This window comes from Ideonella sp. (assembly GCF_036277275.1).
Taxonomy (GTDB): domain Bacteria; phylum Pseudomonadota; class Gammaproteobacteria; order Burkholderiales; family Burkholderiaceae_C; genus Ideonella.
The window spans coordinates 1-17,473 of sequence record NZ_DASUNH010000027.1 but is presented as its reverse complement, the minus strand read 5'-3'; the positions used below and the strand labels follow the sequence as shown (position 1 = coordinate 17,473).

18 protein-coding genes are annotated in these 17,473 nt (G+C 66.5%); 6 read left to right on the top strand and 12 right to left on the bottom strand.

Annotated features, from left to right (window positions below; genetic code table 11):
* Positions 1 to 218 precede the first annotated feature (218 nt).
* Positions 219 to 764 (top strand): N-acetyltransferase family protein, encoded by a 546-nt coding sequence (locus tag VFY73_RS06065; RefSeq protein ID WP_329717026.1) that lies wholly within the window; start codon positions 219 to 221, stop codon positions 762 to 764.
* 67 nt (positions 765 to 831) lie between these two features.
* Entirely contained in the window at positions 832 to 1,275 is a 444-nt protein-coding gene (locus VFY73_RS06060) for a hypothetical protein (RefSeq protein WP_329717025.1), read from the top strand.
* Positions 1,276 to 1,279: 4 nt separating this feature from the next.
* Here the strand turns inward: VFY73_RS06060 and VFY73_RS06055 are convergent, their stop codons facing one another.
* The 9 genes from VFY73_RS06055 to VFY73_RS06015 form a co-directional block, all read right to left on the bottom strand.
* Entirely contained in the window at positions 1,280 to 2,290 is a 1,011-nt protein-coding gene (locus VFY73_RS06055; protein ID WP_329717024.1) for an inorganic phosphate transporter, read from the bottom strand.
* A 13-nt stretch (positions 2,291 to 2,303) separates the two neighbouring features.
* Complete coding sequence (locus tag VFY73_RS06050) at positions 2,304 to 2,951, bottom strand: DUF47 domain-containing protein (RefSeq protein WP_329717023.1); 648 nt, start codon at positions 2,949 to 2,951, stop codon at positions 2,304 to 2,306.
* A gap of 101 nt (positions 2,952 to 3,052) precedes the next feature.
* Entirely contained in the window at positions 3,053 to 3,415 is a 363-nt protein-coding gene (locus VFY73_RS06045; protein ID WP_329717022.1) for a DMT family protein, read from the bottom strand.
* Between the two features lie 59 nt (positions 3,416 to 3,474).
* Positions 3,475 to 3,963: a 2-amino-4-hydroxy-6-hydroxymethyldihydropteridine diphosphokinase gene (gene folK, locus VFY73_RS06040; protein ID WP_329717021.1), complete on the bottom strand. Its 489-nt coding sequence runs from the start codon at positions 3,961 to 3,963 to the stop codon at positions 3,475 to 3,477.
* Entirely contained in the window at positions 3,960 to 5,594 is a 1,635-nt protein-coding gene (gene pcnB / locus VFY73_RS06035; RefSeq protein WP_329717020.1) for a polynucleotide adenylyltransferase PcnB, read from the bottom strand. Before pcnB ends, folK begins: the two co-directional genes overlap by 4 nt.
* Positions 5,595 to 5,707: 113 nt before the next feature.
* Positions 5,708 to 7,015: a class I SAM-dependent methyltransferase gene (locus tag VFY73_RS06030; protein WP_329717019.1), complete on the bottom strand. Its 1,308-nt coding sequence runs from the start codon at positions 7,013 to 7,015 to the stop codon at positions 5,708 to 5,710.
* A gap of 112 nt (positions 7,016 to 7,127) precedes the next feature.
* Positions 7,128 to 7,826 (bottom strand): HAD family hydrolase, encoded by a 699-nt coding sequence (locus VFY73_RS06025; protein WP_329717018.1) that lies wholly within the window; start codon positions 7,824 to 7,826, stop codon positions 7,128 to 7,130.
* A complete protein-coding gene (gene hda, locus VFY73_RS06020) occupies positions 7,823 to 8,497 on the bottom strand; it encodes a DnaA regulatory inactivator Hda (protein ID WP_329717017.1) in 675 nt (224 codons plus the stop codon). Before hda ends, VFY73_RS06025 begins: the two co-directional genes overlap by 4 nt.
* Positions 8,497 to 9,558 (bottom strand): AI-2E family transporter, encoded by a 1,062-nt coding sequence (locus VFY73_RS06015; protein WP_329717016.1) that lies wholly within the window; start codon positions 9,556 to 9,558, stop codon positions 8,497 to 8,499. Before VFY73_RS06015 ends, hda begins: the two co-directional genes overlap by 1 nt.
* Before the next feature lie 154 nt (positions 9,559 to 9,712).
* Between VFY73_RS06015 and VFY73_RS06010 the strand changes: the two genes are divergently transcribed.
* On the top strand, positions 9,713 to 11,041 hold the full coding sequence (locus VFY73_RS06010; RefSeq protein ID WP_329717015.1) for a GNAT family N-acetyltransferase: 1,329 nt from the start codon (positions 9,713 to 9,715) through the stop codon (positions 11,039 to 11,041).
* A 12-nt stretch (positions 11,042 to 11,053) separates the two neighbouring features.
* Here the strand turns inward: VFY73_RS06010 and VFY73_RS06005 are convergent, their stop codons facing one another.
* Both VFY73_RS06005 and murJ read right to left on the bottom strand, forming a co-directional pair.
* Positions 11,054 to 11,923, bottom strand: coding sequence for a SirB1 family protein (locus VFY73_RS06005; protein WP_329717014.1), 870 nt, complete (start codon positions 11,921 to 11,923; stop codon positions 11,054 to 11,056).
* Between the two features lie 55 nt (positions 11,924 to 11,978).
* The gene (gene murJ / locus VFY73_RS06000; RefSeq protein WP_329717013.1) at positions 11,979 to 13,535 is read right to left on the bottom strand and encodes a murein biosynthesis integral membrane protein MurJ; all 1,557 of its coding nucleotides are present in this window, start codon (positions 13,533 to 13,535) and stop codon (positions 11,979 to 11,981) included.
* 154 nt (positions 13,536 to 13,689) lie between these two features.
* On the opposite strand from murJ, the gene rpsT reads away from it, so the two are divergent.
* Positions 13,690 to 13,986, top strand: coding sequence for a 30S ribosomal protein S20 (gene rpsT, locus VFY73_RS05995; protein ID WP_329717012.1), 297 nt, complete (start codon positions 13,690 to 13,692; stop codon positions 13,984 to 13,986).
* A gap of 243 nt (positions 13,987 to 14,229) precedes the next feature.
* Here rpsT and VFY73_RS05990 read toward each other — a convergent pair whose 3' ends face one another.
* Entirely contained in the window at positions 14,230 to 14,568 is a 339-nt protein-coding gene (locus VFY73_RS05990; RefSeq protein WP_329717011.1) for a DUF3579 domain-containing protein, read from the bottom strand.
* A 226-nt stretch (positions 14,569 to 14,794) separates the two neighbouring features.
* Here VFY73_RS05990 and VFY73_RS05985 point away from each other — a divergent pair, with 226 nt between their 5' ends.
* Together VFY73_RS05985 and argF are read left to right on the top strand one after the other, a co-directional pair.
* Complete coding sequence (locus VFY73_RS05985) at positions 14,795 to 15,997, top strand: aspartate aminotransferase family protein (RefSeq protein WP_329717010.1); 1,203 nt, start codon at positions 14,795 to 14,797, stop codon at positions 15,995 to 15,997.
* A 17-nt stretch (positions 15,998 to 16,014) separates the two neighbouring features.
* Positions 16,015 to 16,956: an ornithine carbamoyltransferase gene (gene argF / locus VFY73_RS05980; RefSeq protein ID WP_329717009.1), complete on the top strand. Its 942-nt coding sequence runs from the start codon at positions 16,015 to 16,017 to the stop codon at positions 16,954 to 16,956.
* The last annotated feature ends 517 nt before the right edge of the window (positions 16,957 to 17,473 follow it).

Here is a 17,473-nt window from a genome sequence, read left to right as displayed (position 1 = left end):
TGAAAAGTGGGGCGACCGCTGAAAACCCAGGAGACACCACTGAGCCAGCCGGTCTGCTTGCCCACCCGGCTGGCCTTTCAAGCCGACCCGGTGGGCGCACTTCGGCCCCGTAGATACGCCGCACCCGGATGGGGTCGACCGTGACCGAAACATGAGATTATAAGCGCTTACCCTCAACGGCGAAAGCACCCTGCTCTTCCCACCGAACCGCGCCACCCATGCCCGCCACTGCCACGACGCTGATCCGCCCCAGCACCGACGCTGACCTGCCCGCCATTGCCGCCATCTACGGCGAGGCCGCCCTCACCGGCACCGGCACTTTCGAACTGGAAGCGCCGAGCGATGCCGAGATGGCCAAGCGCCGCGCTGACGTGCTGGCCAAAGGCCTGCCGTGGCTGGTGGCCGAAGTGGAGGGCCAGGTGCTGGGCTATGCCTATGCCAACCACTTCCGGCCGCGGCTGGCCTACCGCTTCTGCGTCGAGGACTCGATCTACCTGCACCGCGACGCCCGCGGCAAGGGACTGGGCACCTTGCTGCTGGCCGAGTTGATGGGGCGCTGCGAAGCCGCCGGCGCGCGCCAGATGCTGGCCGTGATCGGCGACAGTGCCAACGCCGGCTCGATCGGCGTGCACCGACGGCTGGGCTTTCAGCATGTGGGCACGATGAAAAGCGCCGGCTGGAAGTTCGAGCGCTGGCTCGACGTGGTGGTGATGCAAAAGGCGCTGGGCCTGGGTGACAGCCAGCCACCCGAGGCTGACCGATGAGTCCCGCCCGGCCGCCCGCTGAAGCTCATTGCCTTTCGGAGCCGGCCACCGGCCGGAGGATGCGCCAATGAGCAGCGCGAAATCGAAAACACTGGCGACCTGGATCGCCTTGCTCGGTGGCGGCCTGGGCCTGCACCGGCTCTACCTGCACGGCGGCCGCGACCCGTGGGCCTGGGCGTTCTGGCCGCCGACGCTGATCGGCGTGGTCGGCGTGCTGCGCATGCGCAGCCTCGGCCAGGACGATATGCTGTCGTGGGCCCTGATTCCATGGCTGGGCTTGTCATTGTCTGCCGCGATGTTGAGCGCGATCGTCATCGGCCTGACGCCGGACGAGCGCTGGACAGCACGCTTTGCGGCTGGTCATGCACAACGCCCCAGTGGCTGGGGCGCGGTGCTGGGCGTCATTACTGCGCTGCTTCTGGGCGGCATGGTCTTGATGGGCACCATCGCCTTTGGCGGCCAGAAGTTCTTCGAGTGGCAGCAGCAGTCCGAAGCCGCTGCTGCGCGCTGATCGATCAGAACAAGGTCAGGCTGAGCCAGTAGAAGGCGCCGGCGACAAAGGCCGCCGCAGGGATCGTGAAGACCCAGGCCCAGACGATGTTGCCGGCCAGGCCCCAGCGCACGGTGGATGCACTGCGCACCGACCCCACGCCGAGGATGGCGCCGGTGATCGTGTGCGTGGTCGACACCGGAATCCCCATCCCGGTGGCGATGAACAGCGTGATCGCGCCGCCGGTCTCGGCGCAGAACCCGCCGACCGGCTTCAACTTGGTCAGCCTCTGGCCCATGGTCTTGACGATGCGCCAGCCGCCGAACATCGTGCCCAGGCCGATCGCGACATAACAGGCCCAGATCACCCAGGCCGGCGGCGCCGTGGCCTCGACGGCCACGTAGCCCGACGCGACCAGCAGCATCCAGATGATGCCGATGGTCTTCTGCGCGTCGTTGCCACCGTGACCGAGCGAGTACAGCCCGGCAGAGACCAGCTGGAGACGTCGGAACCATCGGTCGACCCGCAGCGGCGAGGTGCGACGGAAGACCCAGGCCACGCCCACCATCATCAGCGAACCCAGCACGAAGCCGAGCGTCGGCGAGATGAAGATGAAGGCCACGGTCTTCAGGATGCCGCCGGCGATCAGCTTGGCGCCGCCGGCTTTGGCCATCACCGCACCGACGATGCCACCAATCAGCGCGTGCGAGCTGGATGACGGAATGCCGTACCACCAGGTGATCACGTTCCAGGTGATCGCGCCGACCAGCGCGCCGAACACCACGTGGTGGTCGACCACCCCCGGCTCGACGATGCCTTTGCCGATGGTCTTGGCCACGCTCAGGTGGAAGATCGCGATCGCGATCACATTGAAGAAGGCGGCGAACAACACGGCCTGCTGAGGCTTCAGCACGCCGGTGGACACGACGGTGGCGATCGAGTTCGCCGCGTCGTGGAAACCGTTCATGAAGTCGAACGCGATCGCCAGCAGGACGAGGATCGCCACCACCCAGAACGAGACGGACACTGCATCCATGTCGTGCCGGGGCTCAGGAGTTCTCGAGGACGATGCCCTCGATCAGGTTCGCGACGTCTTCGCAGCGGTCGGAGATCGTCTCCAGGTGCTCGTAGATCGCCTTCAGCTTGATCAGCTCGCGCACGTCTTCTTCCTCGCGGAACAGGCGCGACATCGCGCTGCGCATCACGCGGTCAGCGTCCGATTCGAGGCGGTCGATCTCTTCGCAGGTCTTGATCGCGGCTTCGGCGACTTCGGCCTGGTTCAGGCGCGGCAGCAGCGACACCGCGTGCTGCACCCGCTCGCAGCACTTGACCGAGATCTCGCCCAGGCGCAACACGTCTTCGGTCACATGCCGCACGTCGTACAGCGCCATTACCTCGCTGCTGTCCTGCAGCAGGTCGGTGATGTCGTCCATCGCGTTGATCAGGCCGTGGATCTGCTCGCGATCGATCGGCGTGATGAAGGTGCGGTGCAGCAGCCGGTTGACCTCGGCGGTGATCTTGTCGGCGCCGCGCTCGGCGACATCCACCTCGCTCGCGTACTTCTCGCGCAGATCGGCGGTGCTGTAGTACTGAAGCATCGACATGAAGGCGCGGGCGCCTTCAGAGATGTACTTGCCGTGCTGGTTGAACAGCTCGAAGAAGTTGCCATCCTTGGGCAACAGTTTGCCGAAAAGCATTCGGGTCTCTCCTCGTGGTGACGCGCGGGGTGCGTTCACAGATATGTCACCGAAGCGTCATCGGTGTGTCCGGGCGCGATTGTAGGCAGCCGGGATGGCGATCAGTTTCGGAAGATGAAATAGACGGCACCCACCAGACACAGTCCCGCCCAGAGGTAGTCGAGCTTCAGCGGCTCGCCCATGTAGGCGCTGGCAAAGACGACAAACACCGCCAGCGTGATCACCTCCTGGCCGATCTTCAGCTGCGCCAGGCTCAGGCCGCCGGCGTAGCCGATGCGGTTGGCGGGCACCTGCAGCAGGTACTCGAACAGCGCGATGCCCCAGCTGACCAGCGCCGCCATCCACCAGGCCTGACCCGCCTGGTGTTTCAGATGGCCGTACCAGGCAAATGTCATGAACAGGTTCGACAGCACCAGCAAGCCAAAGGCCTGGACCGAGATCGGCAATGCAGTGAGTTGACTCATTGGAGGCTTTCGGCGAAGGGCCTGGCGTGGTCTTGGGCCCGGCGTTCGGCTCCGCCGCTTCAGGGCAGGCGCTCTATGACCTGATCAGCCACTGCCGGCAGCAGCCGCTGCAACGGCCCCTGGCCCGGCAAAGACAGGTCGGGGGCCAGTTCGACCAGTGGCAACAACACGAACGCCCGCTGGTGCAGACGCGGGTGTGGCAGCGTCAACTGCGGTGCGGCCAGGCAGGTGTCGCCGTGCAGCAGCAGATCCAGGTCCAGTGTGCGGGGCGCGTTCGGGTACGGGCGTTCGCGGCCGAAGCGGGTTTCGATCGCCTGCAATGCATGCAGCAACGCCAATGGGGTGAGCCGGCAGTCCAGCGCCGCGACGGCGTTGACATAGTCCGGGCCGCCAGCGTCCACCGGCGCGCTGCGGTACATCGACGAACGGCCCGCCAGCTGCAGCCCGGGGCACGCGGCCAGTGCTTCGAAAGCTGCTTCGACCTGGGCCCGCGCATCGCCCAGGTTGGCGCCCAGGCCAACGTAGGCGCGTACCGGTGTCGTGCTCAATCGACGTCGTGGCCCGGCGATGGCACCGGCAGCGGCGCGCCACCCGAGTCCGCTCCGCCACGGTTGCCCGACGGCTTGCGGCGCCGACGGCGACGCTTGCGAGGTGCATCACCACCTTCGGCGCCGGCGGGTACGTCGTCAGCAGCATCGTCGCCCTGAGGGGCCGCCGCCACCGTGGCAGCCGGCGCTGCCGCGGCCCGGCGCGGGCCCGCACCACCAGCGCCCCGCTTGGGCCGGCTGGTTTCGCGCACCGCCTCTACCAGAGCCTCGCGTTCGGCGTCGGTGCCGAGCGAGAAATCTTCCCACCACTCGGCCAGGTCGACAGGCATCTCGCCGGCATCGGCGCGCAGGCGCAGGAAGTCGAAACCCGCGCGGAAACGAGGTTGGTCGACCAGCGAATACGGCGCGTTGCCGTTGCGTCGCTCGAAGCGCGGCTGCATCAGCCAGATCTCGCGCATGTCGGTGGCCAGCTTGCCGCGACCCGAGATGTCGCCGATGCGCGCGTCGAATACCGCGTCGATCGCCTGGCTGAGCGCCGGCATCGGGTGCTCACCCTGCTCGCGCAGCTTGGCCCACTTGGCCTCCACGTCGTGCCACAGCATGCAGGCCAGCATGAAGCTGGGTGCCACGGCCTTGCCTTCCGCGACGCGGCGGTCGGTGTCGGCCAGCGCGAGGTGGACGAACTTCTCACGTGCGCTGCCTTCGGGCGCATTGGCCAGCACCGCTTCGAGCACCGGGAACACGCCGCGGTCCAGGCCGTGCTTCTTCAGCTCGGCCAGGCTGGCCAGCGCATGGCCGGTCTGCAGCAGCTTGATCATCTCGTCGAACAGCCGCGAAGCCGGCACGTTGGCCAGCAGGCTCGACATCGTGCGCAGCGGCTTCAGCGTCTTCGGCTCGATCGTGAAGCCCAGCTTGGCCGCGAAGCGGATCACCCGCACGATGCGCACCGGGTCTTCGCGGTAGCGCGTCTCGGGGTCACCGATCATGCGCAGCGTCTTCCCCTTCGCGTCCTTCAGGCCGTGGTGGTAGTCGACCACGATCTGGCTTCGCGGGTCGTAGTACATGCCGTTGACGGTGAAGTCGCGCCGCACGGCATCCTCGATCTGAGGGCCCCAGACGTTGTCGCGCAGCACGCGACCGCTGGCGTCGACGACATGGCTCTTGCCGGCCATGTCCTCCTTCGAGGTCTTCTCGTTGCCTTCGACCTGCTCGGCCGCCGCGTTGTCCATGTAGGCGCGGAAGGTCGAGACCTCGATCACCTCATGGTCGCGGCCTCGGCCGTGGATCACGTGGACGATGCGGAAGCGCCGGCCGATGATGAAAGCGCGGCGAAACAGGCCCTTGACCTGTTCGGGCGTCGCGTTGGTCGCCACGTCGAAGTCTTTGGGCCGACGCCCCACCAGCAGGTCACGCACGGCGCCGCCGACGATGTAGGCCTCGTAGCCGGCGTCCTGCAGCGTGGTGACGACGCGCACGGCGCGCTCGTCCAGCAGCGTCGGGTCGATGCCGTGCTCGGCGGCTGGCACCTCGACCCGCTTGCCCAGCGGAATGCGCGCCACTTTGGCACCGGCGGCCGGCTTGTCGCCGGCGGCGGGCTTGCCCAACAGCTTGTCGATGAATTTGCGGATCATGCAGTTTCGGTAAGAGGCGTGATTATCAGTGAAGCGTTCGCTCGACAGATCGAGCGACCGAGATTCCAATCGCTTCCTTGGACCGACTCGTCGCGGCCGGCCGCGACGGGGCCTCAGCCGGCGCCCGCGGGTGACCAATCCACCGCCGTGTCAGGCGACTGTTGGGCAAACCAAGCCACCCGTCTGGAAACAAGGTCGAACCGCAGGCTGTACGCTGCTGACGTATCGGCCGGCAGGCGAACGCTTCCGGATACTTCGACCGCTGCACCCGGTGCAACCTCGTCGGCGGGCAATGAAAAGCGCGCGTAGTCCTGTTGCAGCACGCGGCCGTCGGCGCCAATCTTCATGACACCGAGTCGGACTTCCCCGCAGCGGCGCTCGGTGCACAACCAATGCGCGAACCCGTCGTTGCGGATGGCGATACGAAACCGTAGCAGTCGGCGATCAGCGTCGCGCGCGGCTTCGATGAGCGTGAGATGAGCCCGAAGCCCTTCAGCTCGTCGGCTGTCGTGACGCTCGTCTCCTTTGCACAGGTAGAAGCACTGCCCATCGGTCATCACCGAGATGAGACCTTGCACCAAGCGACGGGCCTCGTGGCTGCCAACGCCTTGCGTCGTCCAGCGTGCAAATTGATCGAACGGCATCCTCACCGGCCGTTGAAATTGCACCAGCATTTCGGGAGGCTTCAGACCACTCTGCGCTGCGTACTGGGCAATGGCAGACATCGACACGTCGTTCTCGATCACACGAAACTGCAGCATTTCGTGCTGAGACTGCGGCGTCGTCGAGTGATGCGGCCCCGGTTCGACAAAGGCGATGCGTCCGCCCGGCCTCAATACCCTTGCCAACTCCGCGATCGTGGCGCGCTGATCGATCACGTGATGGAAGGCATCAAAGCACACGACGCGATCAAATGTTGCATCGGCAAACGGCAGACTCATGCCGTCATAGACAGCAAAAGTTGCGGAGCCGTCCGTCTTGTCGAGTTCGCGCTCAGCAGCGCGGCGCGCCAGGTTCACAGCGGCCGGCGAGATGTCCAGCCCGGTCGCGTTGCAGCCCAGCCGCGCCAACGCAATCGTTAGCCAGCCAGTGCCGCATCCGAAATCCAGAACGTCCGCATCTCTGGACAGGGCCGCGGCTTCGAACAGCAAACCCAACTGCGAACACAACTGAACGCTCTCTGCCGGCCCCATGAAAGGCTTGCGACACTGAGGGCTGGCCAGCGTCATCCCCGAGAAATAGGCATCGGCATGGGCCCGCAGCTCCTGGGGATCAAGACTGGCAATAAGGGCTTGCACGTCGACAGCCAACGCAGAGCGGTCAGGAACCTCCCGCGCTGGCACGATGCGTGGCCAGAATCGCCACGGCGCACGCCGCGCCGCGGCGCGGGTCAATCTCCCCAAAGTCTCCAGCGTGTGCATTGTTTTCATAGGAGCAACTGACAACGAGTCATTTCCGCTCGATACTGCCACGCATCCATGACGCCAATTGAATCAAGCAGCCATCTTGGCCCAGCTTGGTGACATCGGGTACTTACGCACACCAAGGCAACTTCAGGATGCGCCAGCCGCGCTCGCGGGCGATGGCTTCGAGGGCCGGGGTCGGGTTGGTCGCGATCGGCGTCTGCACGCGCTCCAGCAGCGGCAGGTCGTTGGTCGAATCGCTGTAGAACAGCACCTCTTCGAAGTCCCCCCATTGGTGGCCCAGCGATTGGAGCCAGGCTTCGACGCGCACGACCTTGCCCTCGCGGAAGGTCGGCACGCCCCGTGCACGGCCGGTGACCCGGCCATTGTCGTCGCGCTCCAGGTCGACCGCCAGCAGGTGCTGGACCCCGAAGGCGCTGGCGATCGGGCGGGTGACGAATTCGTTGGTCGCGGTGACCACCGCCACCAGGTCACCGGCCTGCAGGTGGCCGTCGACCAGCGCCCGCGCGCTCGGATGCAACTCGGGCTCGATCACCTCGCGCATGAAGCGCTCCCGCGCGGCTTCGGCCTCGTCCACGGGGCGCGTGCGCCAGGCGGAGGTCGCGAAGTCCAGGTACTCGGCCAGATTCAGCGTACCGGCCTGGTACTGGGCAAAGAACACGTCGTTGCGTTCGCGCCAGGCCACGCTGTCGACCCAGCCGATTTGGACCATGAACTCGGCAAACGCGTGGTCGGAGTCATTGGGCAGCAAGGTGCCGTCGAGGTCGAACAGAGCCAGCTTGCGGGCCGTGGGCGTTGTGTGGCTCATGCGTGGCTGCCCTCTTCATTGACCATCTTCTTCAGCAGCGGCACCGTCACTGCGCGGCGCTCGGCAAGCGAGAAACGGTCGAGCTGGGCGAGCAGGGCCATCAACGAGCCCAGGTCGCGGGCAAATCGGGTCAACAGGTAGTCCATCACTTCGTCAGACAAGAAGATGCCGCGCCGGTCGGCCTCGCGGCGCAGCGCGGCGCGGGTACCGGCTTCGGTCAGCGGTTTCAACGCATGCACCTGGCCCCAGCCCAGTCGGGTGCGCAGGTCGTCGCGCACGGTCAGGTCGACCGGCGGGAAGCGACCCGCCGCGGCGATCTGCGCGCCGTGCGTGGCGGCCTCGACAAAGAGTGCGAATGCAGCATGCTGGCGCTCGGCATCGAGTCGCTCGGCACCGTCGATCACGACCAGCCACCAGCCTTCGTCGAAGTCCCAGGGCAAGGGCGTGTCGGCATCGAACCAGCCCACCCGCGCACCTTCGGCGCGCATCTGGCGCGCCAGCGCCGCCAGCAAGTGCGTCTTGCCGGCTCCGGCTGGCCCCCACAGGTAGAACGGCGCCGACGGGACGGCCAGCCGACGCATGGCATCGACGGCCGCCGCGTTGTCGCCGGCCACGAAGTTGTCGAAATCGGGTTCCGCGTCGACGCCGATCGGCAACGGGATCTGTTTCATCATTCTCGGTACAAGGCACTGCCCAGGTAGGCGGCCGTGATGCGCCGGCCGGCCACCAGTCCGACAGCCGCCAGCGGCAAGGCCACCAGCACGCCGACAAAACCAAACAAATGGCCAAAGGCCAGCAACGCGAAGATCACCGCCAGCGGCGGCAGCCCGATGCGTTCGCCAACCAACCGCGGCGTCAGGAAGAAGCTCTCGACCACCTGGCCCACACCGTAGACCACTGCCACGGCGATCGCCCCGTACCAGCCGCTGAACTGCAGCACGCCGGCCACCAGGGCCATCACCAATCCCAACCCAAAGCCCAGGTAGGGAATGAAGATCGCCAGGCCGGTGAATACGCCCACCGGCAGCGCCAGTTCGAAGCCGGCCAGCGCCAGCGCCACGGTGTAGTAGGCGGCCAGGATCAACATCACCAGCGCCTGGCCGCGCAGGTACTGGCCCATCACGCCGTCGCATTCTTCGAGGAAGTTGTCGACCTGCCCCCGGTGCCGCGGCGGCACCAGCGACAGGGTCTTCGCGATCAGGTGCGGCCAGTCCATCAGCAGGTAGAACAACACCGCCGGCACCAGCAGCGCAGTGCCGAGAACCGCCAGCACGATGCTGCCGCCGATGCGCGCCGAACTGAGCAAGGTGCTTGTCCACTCTTCGAGATTGCCATCCAGCGCGCTGAGCACCATCGCCTTGATGCCGGCCACGTCCAGCGACACGTCGATGCCGAACTGCGCCAGCCAGGGCGACAGGCTGCGGTTCATCCGATCGGCCAGCAGGGGAATCTGCGCTTTCAGCAGCGGCACCTCCTTGGCCAGGATGGGCACGACAAGCAGCAGCACCGCCAGCACGATGACCACGGTGCCGACAACGACCAGCGACACGGCCAGCACCCTCGGAACACGGCGCGCAGCCAGGCGCTCGACCGCGGGGTGCAGAGCGTAGGCCAGGCCGGCACCCAGGATGAAGGGCATCAACACCGGCGCCAATGCCCACAGCACGGCCAGTGCGACGGTGGCGATCAGCAACCAACTGAGGGTTTGGCGCTGGGCGGGGGTCAAGGTCATGGGGGGGTCATCGTAGGGCCTTCGGTTGCCAAGGCCGGGGGACCGGGCCACGGCGGGCGGATTTTAGGTGTCGGCGCCGGCCGTGGCGTGGCTCTTGGCCCGGCACCGCGATCGGGTAGATTCCCACGCATCTGAAACAGTTGTGACGAGCGCGATGTCCGATGTGCCTGCCAGCCGAGCGAAAAAGAGCCTCAAGAGCGCGATGGGATCGATCCGGCGCGCCGGCGCGGCGCTGAAGAGGCTGAAAGTCCAGGCACCCAGCCCGGCTGCCGCGGGGACCACCTTCAAGGAGCGCCGCCTGGCGCGGCGAACCACCTCGGGCTTGCGGCTGGTGCTGTCGGACCGGATCGACTTCGTCAACCCGCAGCACTGGGATGCGCTGGCGGCACAGACAGTGTTTCTTTCGCGGCCCTATCTGCGGGTTCTGGAGGAACACGGGCCCGGGAACGTCGAACCGCGCTATGCGATGGCCTACGACAGCACATGCAAGCCGGTTGCGATCATGCTGTTCCAACGGGTCAACGTCGATGGCGAGCAGCTGCGCAAGCCACGCACCAAACGCAGCCTGCTGGACAAGCCGGTGGCGGGCCTGCAGGAGAACCTGCTGCTGTGCGGCAACCTGCTGGTCTGGGGCGCACGAGCGATCGCGCTGGCACCGGGAGTGGACGCAGCGCTGGTGTGGCAAGGCGTCGGCGAGGCGGCCTACCGCCTGCGCCGTGCCGACAAGCTGCTGGGCGAGTCTGACGTCGTGATGGTCAAGGACTACGCGGCCGGCGAGGCCGTCACCAAGGAATCGCTGCGCCTCCTGGGCTACCGCAGCGTCGAGACCGAGCCCGACATGGTGCTGAGCCTGAAGCCCGAGTGGACCCGTTTCGAGGACTACCTGGCCAGCCTGACCTCGGGCTACCGCAGCAACGCGAAAAAGCTGCAAAAGGACTGCGCGACCGCCGGTATCGCGTTGCGGGTCATCGACGCCACCGAGATGCAGGCGCGGCAGGACGAGATCCATGCGCTGTACGAGCAGGTGCACCATGGCCAGTCGCTGCGGCTGGCGACGCTGGAGCCCAGTTACCTGCCGGCCCTGGCCGAGGCGCTGGGGCCACGCTTCGTTTGCCGTGTTGCCGAGCGCGAGGGCCGGCTGGTCGGCTTCGTCACCAGCGTGTCCGACGGTGCGACAGCGATCGGCTACTACATCGGCTACGACCGCGCGACCAATGCCGAGGCGCCGGTCTACCTGACGCTGCTGCAGTCGACGGTCGAAGACGCGATCGGCTTTCGTGCACAGCGCCTGTCGCTCGGCCGCACGGCCCTGGAGCCGAAAGCCAAGCTGGGCTGCCAGCCCGAGCCGCTCGCCTGCGCGGTGCGCCACCGTGTGTCCGCACTGAACCTGCTGGTCAGCGCGCTGGTGCGCACCGCCGCGCACGACGAGCCGCCGCAGCGCAGCCCGTTCAAGAAGGAACAAGGCGCGGCCGAGGCGGCCTGAGCGCGCTCGCGTTCAGTGCAACAGCGGCCGGGGCGTGTCGCGCAGCTCGGCCAGCATCTGGCGCATCGGCTCGGCGTCGACCGCATCGGGCACATGGTCGAGGTACGCCGTCAGGTCTTCGGCGGCCGCGTCGGGCTGGCCCAGCTCGGCGAAGGTCAGGCCGCGGTCTCGCCGCTCGTCCCAGGCGTCGGGCAGCAGGCAGACCAGGCGGTGCTGCACGGCCAGCAGGCTCGCGAAGTCTTCGGACTGCTGGTGGATCGACTTCAGGTTGCGCAGCATGCGGGCAATGATGTCGCGCGGCGCGGCCGACTGCAGGAACAGCCCCAACGGCACCTCGAAGTCGCCGACCAGCCCTTGCTTGCGGCGCAGCGGCTCCAGCCGCTCTTCGAGCTCCTCGCGCGACAGCGAACGTCCATTGAACGGATCCATCACCGCCTCACCGTTCGGCAACCGCAGCTTGACGAGGAAGTGGCCGGGGAACGACACGCCTCTCGCCACCAAGCCGGCGTGGCCGGCGAGCTCGATGTAGACCAACGCCAGCGAAATCGGTATGCCGCGCCGGCTGGCCAACACCTGGTGCAGGTAGCTGTTGCCGGCGTCGTAGTAGTCGTTGACATTGCCGGCGAAGCCCAGTTCGCGGAAGAAGTAGCGGTTCAGCGTGCGCAGCCGGTGCATCGCGCTGGCATCGGCCGGCAGGCGGCGCTTGAGCTTGTCGCCCAAGGCTTCGATCTGGTCCAGCACCGCCTGGGTGTCCAGGTCAGGCTCGGCGTCCTGCCCCAGCGAGACGGCGGCCTCCAGCAGCGCGAAATGTTCGTCCTCGGCCACCAGCGACGCGAAATACTCCAACGGGCTGATGGCTTCCAGGCGCAGCGGGAAACTCATGGCCTGAGTGTAGGACTTTTGGCCCGTCCGACCCAGGGCGGGCGCTGCCGGGGGTTCAGGCCCGCCGTGCAAACTGGCGCAGGTCCACGCCGCTGAGCCGCAGCACGCCAAAGTAACCCAGCACCGAAGCCGCGATCACACCGGCCAGCCAAGCCACGCGCAAACCAGGCTGGGCCTGCATGCCCAGCCAATCCAGCGCGGTGGACGCGAAGAACAACCCCCCGCCCAGCAGCACGTTGGCCGGCAGCACGCGCGCAATGAAGGCGAACCAGCCCGGTCCCGGCCGGTAGTGGCCCTGACGGCGCAGGCCCCACAGCAGCCAGCCGGCGTTGACCAGCGCCCCCAATCCGATCGACAGGGCCAGGCCCGCGTGGCCCAGCCACGGGACGAAGGCCAGGTTCATCAACTGGGTGAAGACCAGCACCGCCACCGCGATGCGCACCGGCGTGCGCATGTCCTGCTGGGCGAAGAAGCCGGGCGCCAGCACCTTGACGCCGATGATGCCCATCAAGCCGCAGCCATAACCCTGCAGCGCCCGCATCGTCATCTCGACCGCGTTGGGGCTGAACTGGCCGTAGTGGAACAGCACGGCCACCAGCGGCTTGGCGAACAGCCCCATCGCCACCGCGAACGGCAACGCCAGCAGCACCACCAGCCGCAGGCCCCAGTCGAGTTGGGCCGAGTAGCCGGCATCGTCGTTCTGTGCGAGCCTGGCTGACAGGCCCGGGATCAGCACGACGCTCAACGCGACGCCCAGCAGCGCGGTCGGAAACTCCATCAGGCGGTCGGCGAAAAACAGCCACGACACGGCACCCGGCCCCAGGTGCGACGCAATCTGCGTGTTGATCAGCAGCGACAACTGCGCCACCGACACCCCGAGCAAGGCCGGTCCCATCTGCGTGAGCACACGGTGCACGCCGGGGTGGTGCCAGGCCCGGCGCCATGCCGCCGGGCTGAAGCCGATGCGGGGCAGGCAGCCGATGCCACGCAGCGCCGGGATCTGGATCGCCAATTGCAGGATGCCGCCGATCATCACGCCGGCCGACAACGCGTGGATCGGCTCGATGCCGCGCTGCTTGAACCATGGCGCGAGCAACAGCATCGCGCCGATCATCGACAGGTTCAGCAGCACCGGCGTCGCCGCCGGCAACGCGAACCGCCGCCAGGTGTTCAAGATGCCGGCCGACAGCGCCACCAACGACATGCAGCCGATGTACGGGAACATCCAGCGCGTCATCACGACCGCCAGATCCAGCTCTTGCAAGCCAGCACCGAACATCCAGACGATCACGGGCGCACCGACAACCCCGACCGCGCAGGTCGCGAGCAGAGCCCAGAACAGCACGGTGGCGACCGCGTCGACCAGCGATCGCGTGGCATCGTCCCCTTCCTTGGCGCGGGTAGTGGCGAGAATCGGCACGAAGGCGGCTGAAAAAGCCCCTTCGCCGAACAGGCGGCGCAGCAGGTTGGGAATGCGGAACGCCACTTGGAAGGCGTCAGTCAGGGCGCCAGCGCCAAAATGGCTGGCGATCAGCTGGTCACGCACCAGGCCGGTCACCCGCGACAACAGCGTCCACAGCGACACCGTCGATGCGGCCTTCAAGAGATTCATGGGCGGGCCAGCAGCTTGCTCCAGGCGGGAAAGGCGGCGGATTGTAGCCACCGGGTCAATACGACTTGACGCCATGCGCCCCGCCTTCTTGCGGTCACTCGGCCGAAAATGCTATACTCGACAGTCTTTTCCCACCGGAAAACCTTAAACACCCATGGCCACCTCCTCCAAAGCCAAGAAGCGCACCGTGCGCCTGGCCTCGGGCCGCAAGCGCGCCCGCCAAGACGTCAAGCTGAACGCTGCCAATTCGTCGCTGCGTTCGAAATTCCGCACCTCGATCAAGAACGTGCTGAAGGCTGTCGCCACCGGCGACAAAACCAAAGCCACCGAGATGTTCAAGACCGCCCAGAGCGTGATCGACTCGATCGCCGACAAGGGCCTGTTCCACAAAAACAAGGCCGCTCGCCACAAGAGCCGCCTGTCGGCCAAGGTCAAGGCGCTGGCCGCCTGAAGCCTTTTTCCTGGTGGGATGCAAAGGGCTCGCAGTGCGGGCCCTTTTTCATTGGGCTCGATCAACGGCCTCCCCTCCTGATCAGGACAGGGATCAGCGTTCATCTACGCCGCCTGGGCAACAGGCGCTTCGCGCTCGTTTGCTCGCTCACCCTGCGCGACGCGCCCAGCATGGGCACACGATCTTCGGATGCAACGGCCCACCATGCGGTCGAGCCCTTTCCGCTATGGCCGGTACGCCGGCTCACATGCCCGGACGAGCCTTCGGCGGCGGATCCGGCAGCAAGCAGGCGTCGGCCACCTGCAGCCCGTTGTCGCGGGCGAAGTTCATCACGAAGTCCCAGGCCATCGGCTCGATCTCGCGCAGCGCCTCGTTGACGATCACGCACTTGACGCCGTTGATCACGGTCGGCACGCAGTAAGGCGAATAGCCGATGTGGGCGCCCGGCCCCCCCACCACACCACCCGGGCGGAAGCACGACATGGCGCCCGCCAGGCGCTCGGCCCAGTCACTGGGTCGAAACGCTCGGCCATCCTGGGTCAGGCCTTGGATGAAGACTTCGCGGGGCTTGGGCAAAGACATCGGCAGGGGCGTGTGCGACACCAGTGACAGCAGCGTTTGGCGTCGGCGGCGAAAGGCGTATTGTGCCTCGGAGTTGTTGCGCCGCAGCAATCAAGCGTTCGCGAGCGGACATGGATCACGCTGGCGCCGGCCTGCTTCACAGCCCCCCTTTAGAATCGATCGAGGGCTGGCGCGCGACCGAGCTGACGCGACCGGCCCTTGTCTTTTGCACGCCAGGAGCTGAGCGATGACCGCCTCGATGCCGCATGTGATGAACACCTATGGCCGCCTGCCGATTGCCCTGTCGCACGGCCAAGGTTGCCGTGTCTGGGACACGAACGGCAAGCAGTATCTGGACGGGCTGGGCGGCATCGCCGTCAATACGCTGGGCCACGCGCACCCGAAACTGGTGCCTGCGCTGCAGGACCAGGTCGCCAAGCTCATCCATTGCTCGAACTACTACGAGAACCCTCTGCAGGAACGCCTGGCCGCCAAGCTCTGCGAGTTGTCGGGTCTCTCGGCCGCATTCTTCTGCTCGACCGGGCTGGAGGCCAATGAAGGTGCGCTGAAAATCGCGCGCAAGTTCGGCCACGACAAGGGCATCGCCAGGCCCGAAGTCATCGTGTTCGAGAAGGCCTTTCATGGCCGCTCGATCGCCACGCTGTCGGCCACCGGCAACCCCAAGGTGCAGGCCGGCTTCGAGCCGCTGGTCGAGGGCTTCGTGCGTGTGCCGCTGAACGACATCGATACGGTGCGCCAGATCGCCGACAGCAATCCGAACGTGGTCGCGGTGTTCCTCGAAACCATCCAGGGCGAAGGCGGCATCCACGCCGCGCGCTGGGACTACCTGCGTGCGCTGCGCACGCTGTGCGACGAACGCGACTGGCTGCTGATGCTCGACGAGGTGCAATGCGGCATCGGCCGCACCGGCAAGTGGTTCGCCCACCAGTGGGCCGGCATCGTGCCAGACGTGATGCCGCTGGCCAAGGGCCTGGGCTCGGGCGTGCCGGTCGGCGCGATCGTGGTCGGCGACAAGGCCAAGAACGTGCTCGGTCCCGGCAACCACGGCACCACCTTCGGCGGCAACCCGCTGTCGATGCGCGCCGGCATCGAGACGCTGGAGATCATGATCGCCGATGGCCTGCTGGACAACGCAGCCAAGGTCGGCGCGCACCTGAAGGCAGCGCTGGAGCGTGAATTCGAGGGTCTGCCCGGTGTGAAGGAAGTGCGCGGCGCGGGCCTGATGCTCGGCATCGAGTTGGACCGCCCGTGCGGTGCGATCCTGACCCGCGCGATGGAAGCCGGGCTGCTGCTGTCGGTCACCGCCGACAGCGTGATCCGCCTGGTGCCGCCGCTGATCCTGACCATCGCCGAGGCCGACGAGATCGTCGCGCTGCTGGCGCCGCTGATCAAAACCTTCCTCGCCGAAGCCCCCGCCACGTCGCCATGAAACCGGGCTACAGCCTCATGAAGCACTACCTGCAGTTCAAGGACTTCCGGGCCGAGGAATACGCCTACCTGTTCGAGCGCGCCCGCGTCATCAAGCAGCGCTTCAAGAACTACGAGAAGTACCAGCCGCTGGTCGACCGCACGCTGGCGATGATCTTCGAGAAGGCCAGCACCCGCACGCGCGTCAGCTTCGAAGCTGGCATGTACCAGATGGGTGGCTCTGTCGTGCACCTGACCACCGGCGACAGCCAGCTCGGTCGCGCCGAGCCGATCGAAGACTCGGCCCGCGTGATCAGCCGCATGGTCGACATCGTGATGATCCGCACCTACGAACAGACCAAGATCGAGCGCTTCGCCGCGAACTCGCGGGTGCCGGTGATCAACGGGCTGACCAACGAGTACCACCCCTGCCAGATCCTGGCCGACCTGTTCACCTACCTCGAACACCGCGCCCCGATCAACGCCCGCGGCTATGACATGGACAGCCTGAAGGGCAAGGTCGTCGCCTGGGTCGGTGACGGCAACAACATGGCCAACACCTGGCTGCAGGCGGCCGAGATCCTGGGCTTCAAGGTGCATGTGAGCACGCCGGGCGGCTACGAGGTCGACCAGAAAGTGGCGGGCATCAGCGACCCCGGCTGCTTCAAGGTCTTCAAGGACCCGCTCGAGGCCTGCCGCGGCGCCCACCTGGTCACCACCGACGTCTGGACCAGCATGGGCTACGAGGCCGAGAACGAAGCCCGCCTGAAGGCCTTCGCCGACTGGTGTGTCGACGCCGACATGATGGCCGTCGCCCAGCCCGATGCCCTGTTCATGCACTGCCTGCCGGCACACCGCGGGGAGGAGGTCTCCGCCGAGGTGATCGACGGGCCCCAATCGGTCGTGTGGGACGAGGCTGAGAATCGAATGCACGTGCAAAAGGCACTCATGGAGTACCTTTTGCTCGGTCGGATCGGCTGAAGGCCGAGCCGATGGCCCGTTAGGGCCAGCAGTCGATTCGGGGTCGGCTCACATCGCTTGCGATGTGAAGTCGCCAAAGGCGGCGGGCCGACACCAGAACAGGATGCACGTACAAAAGGCACTCATGGAGTACCTTTTGCTTGGCAGGATTGGCTAACAGCCATTCCTGCGGCCCGCCGTGCCGGCGTTCTGTTTTGGTGGCTCATGTCAGTTTTGCAGACGTGAAGCGGCCTTGGGCCGTCGTTTCGATTGGCCGGCCGATACACCGCCCAGGCGGGTTGGCTACCGCCAGCCTCGGCCTCCCAGACCGCGCGGCACACCCATTGCTCCAGTCGCGTGAGCACGACACCGAAGGCTCAGGTTGACGTCAGGCCCGCTCGGCAACATGGTGCGCTGGAGACAATCGGCTCATGAAACTCGCCTTGATCACCGACCTGCACGCCAACCGCGAGGCGGTGCAATCGGTGCTGGACCACGCCCGTGGCCAGGGTGCCGGTCGCTACGCGTTCCTGGGCGA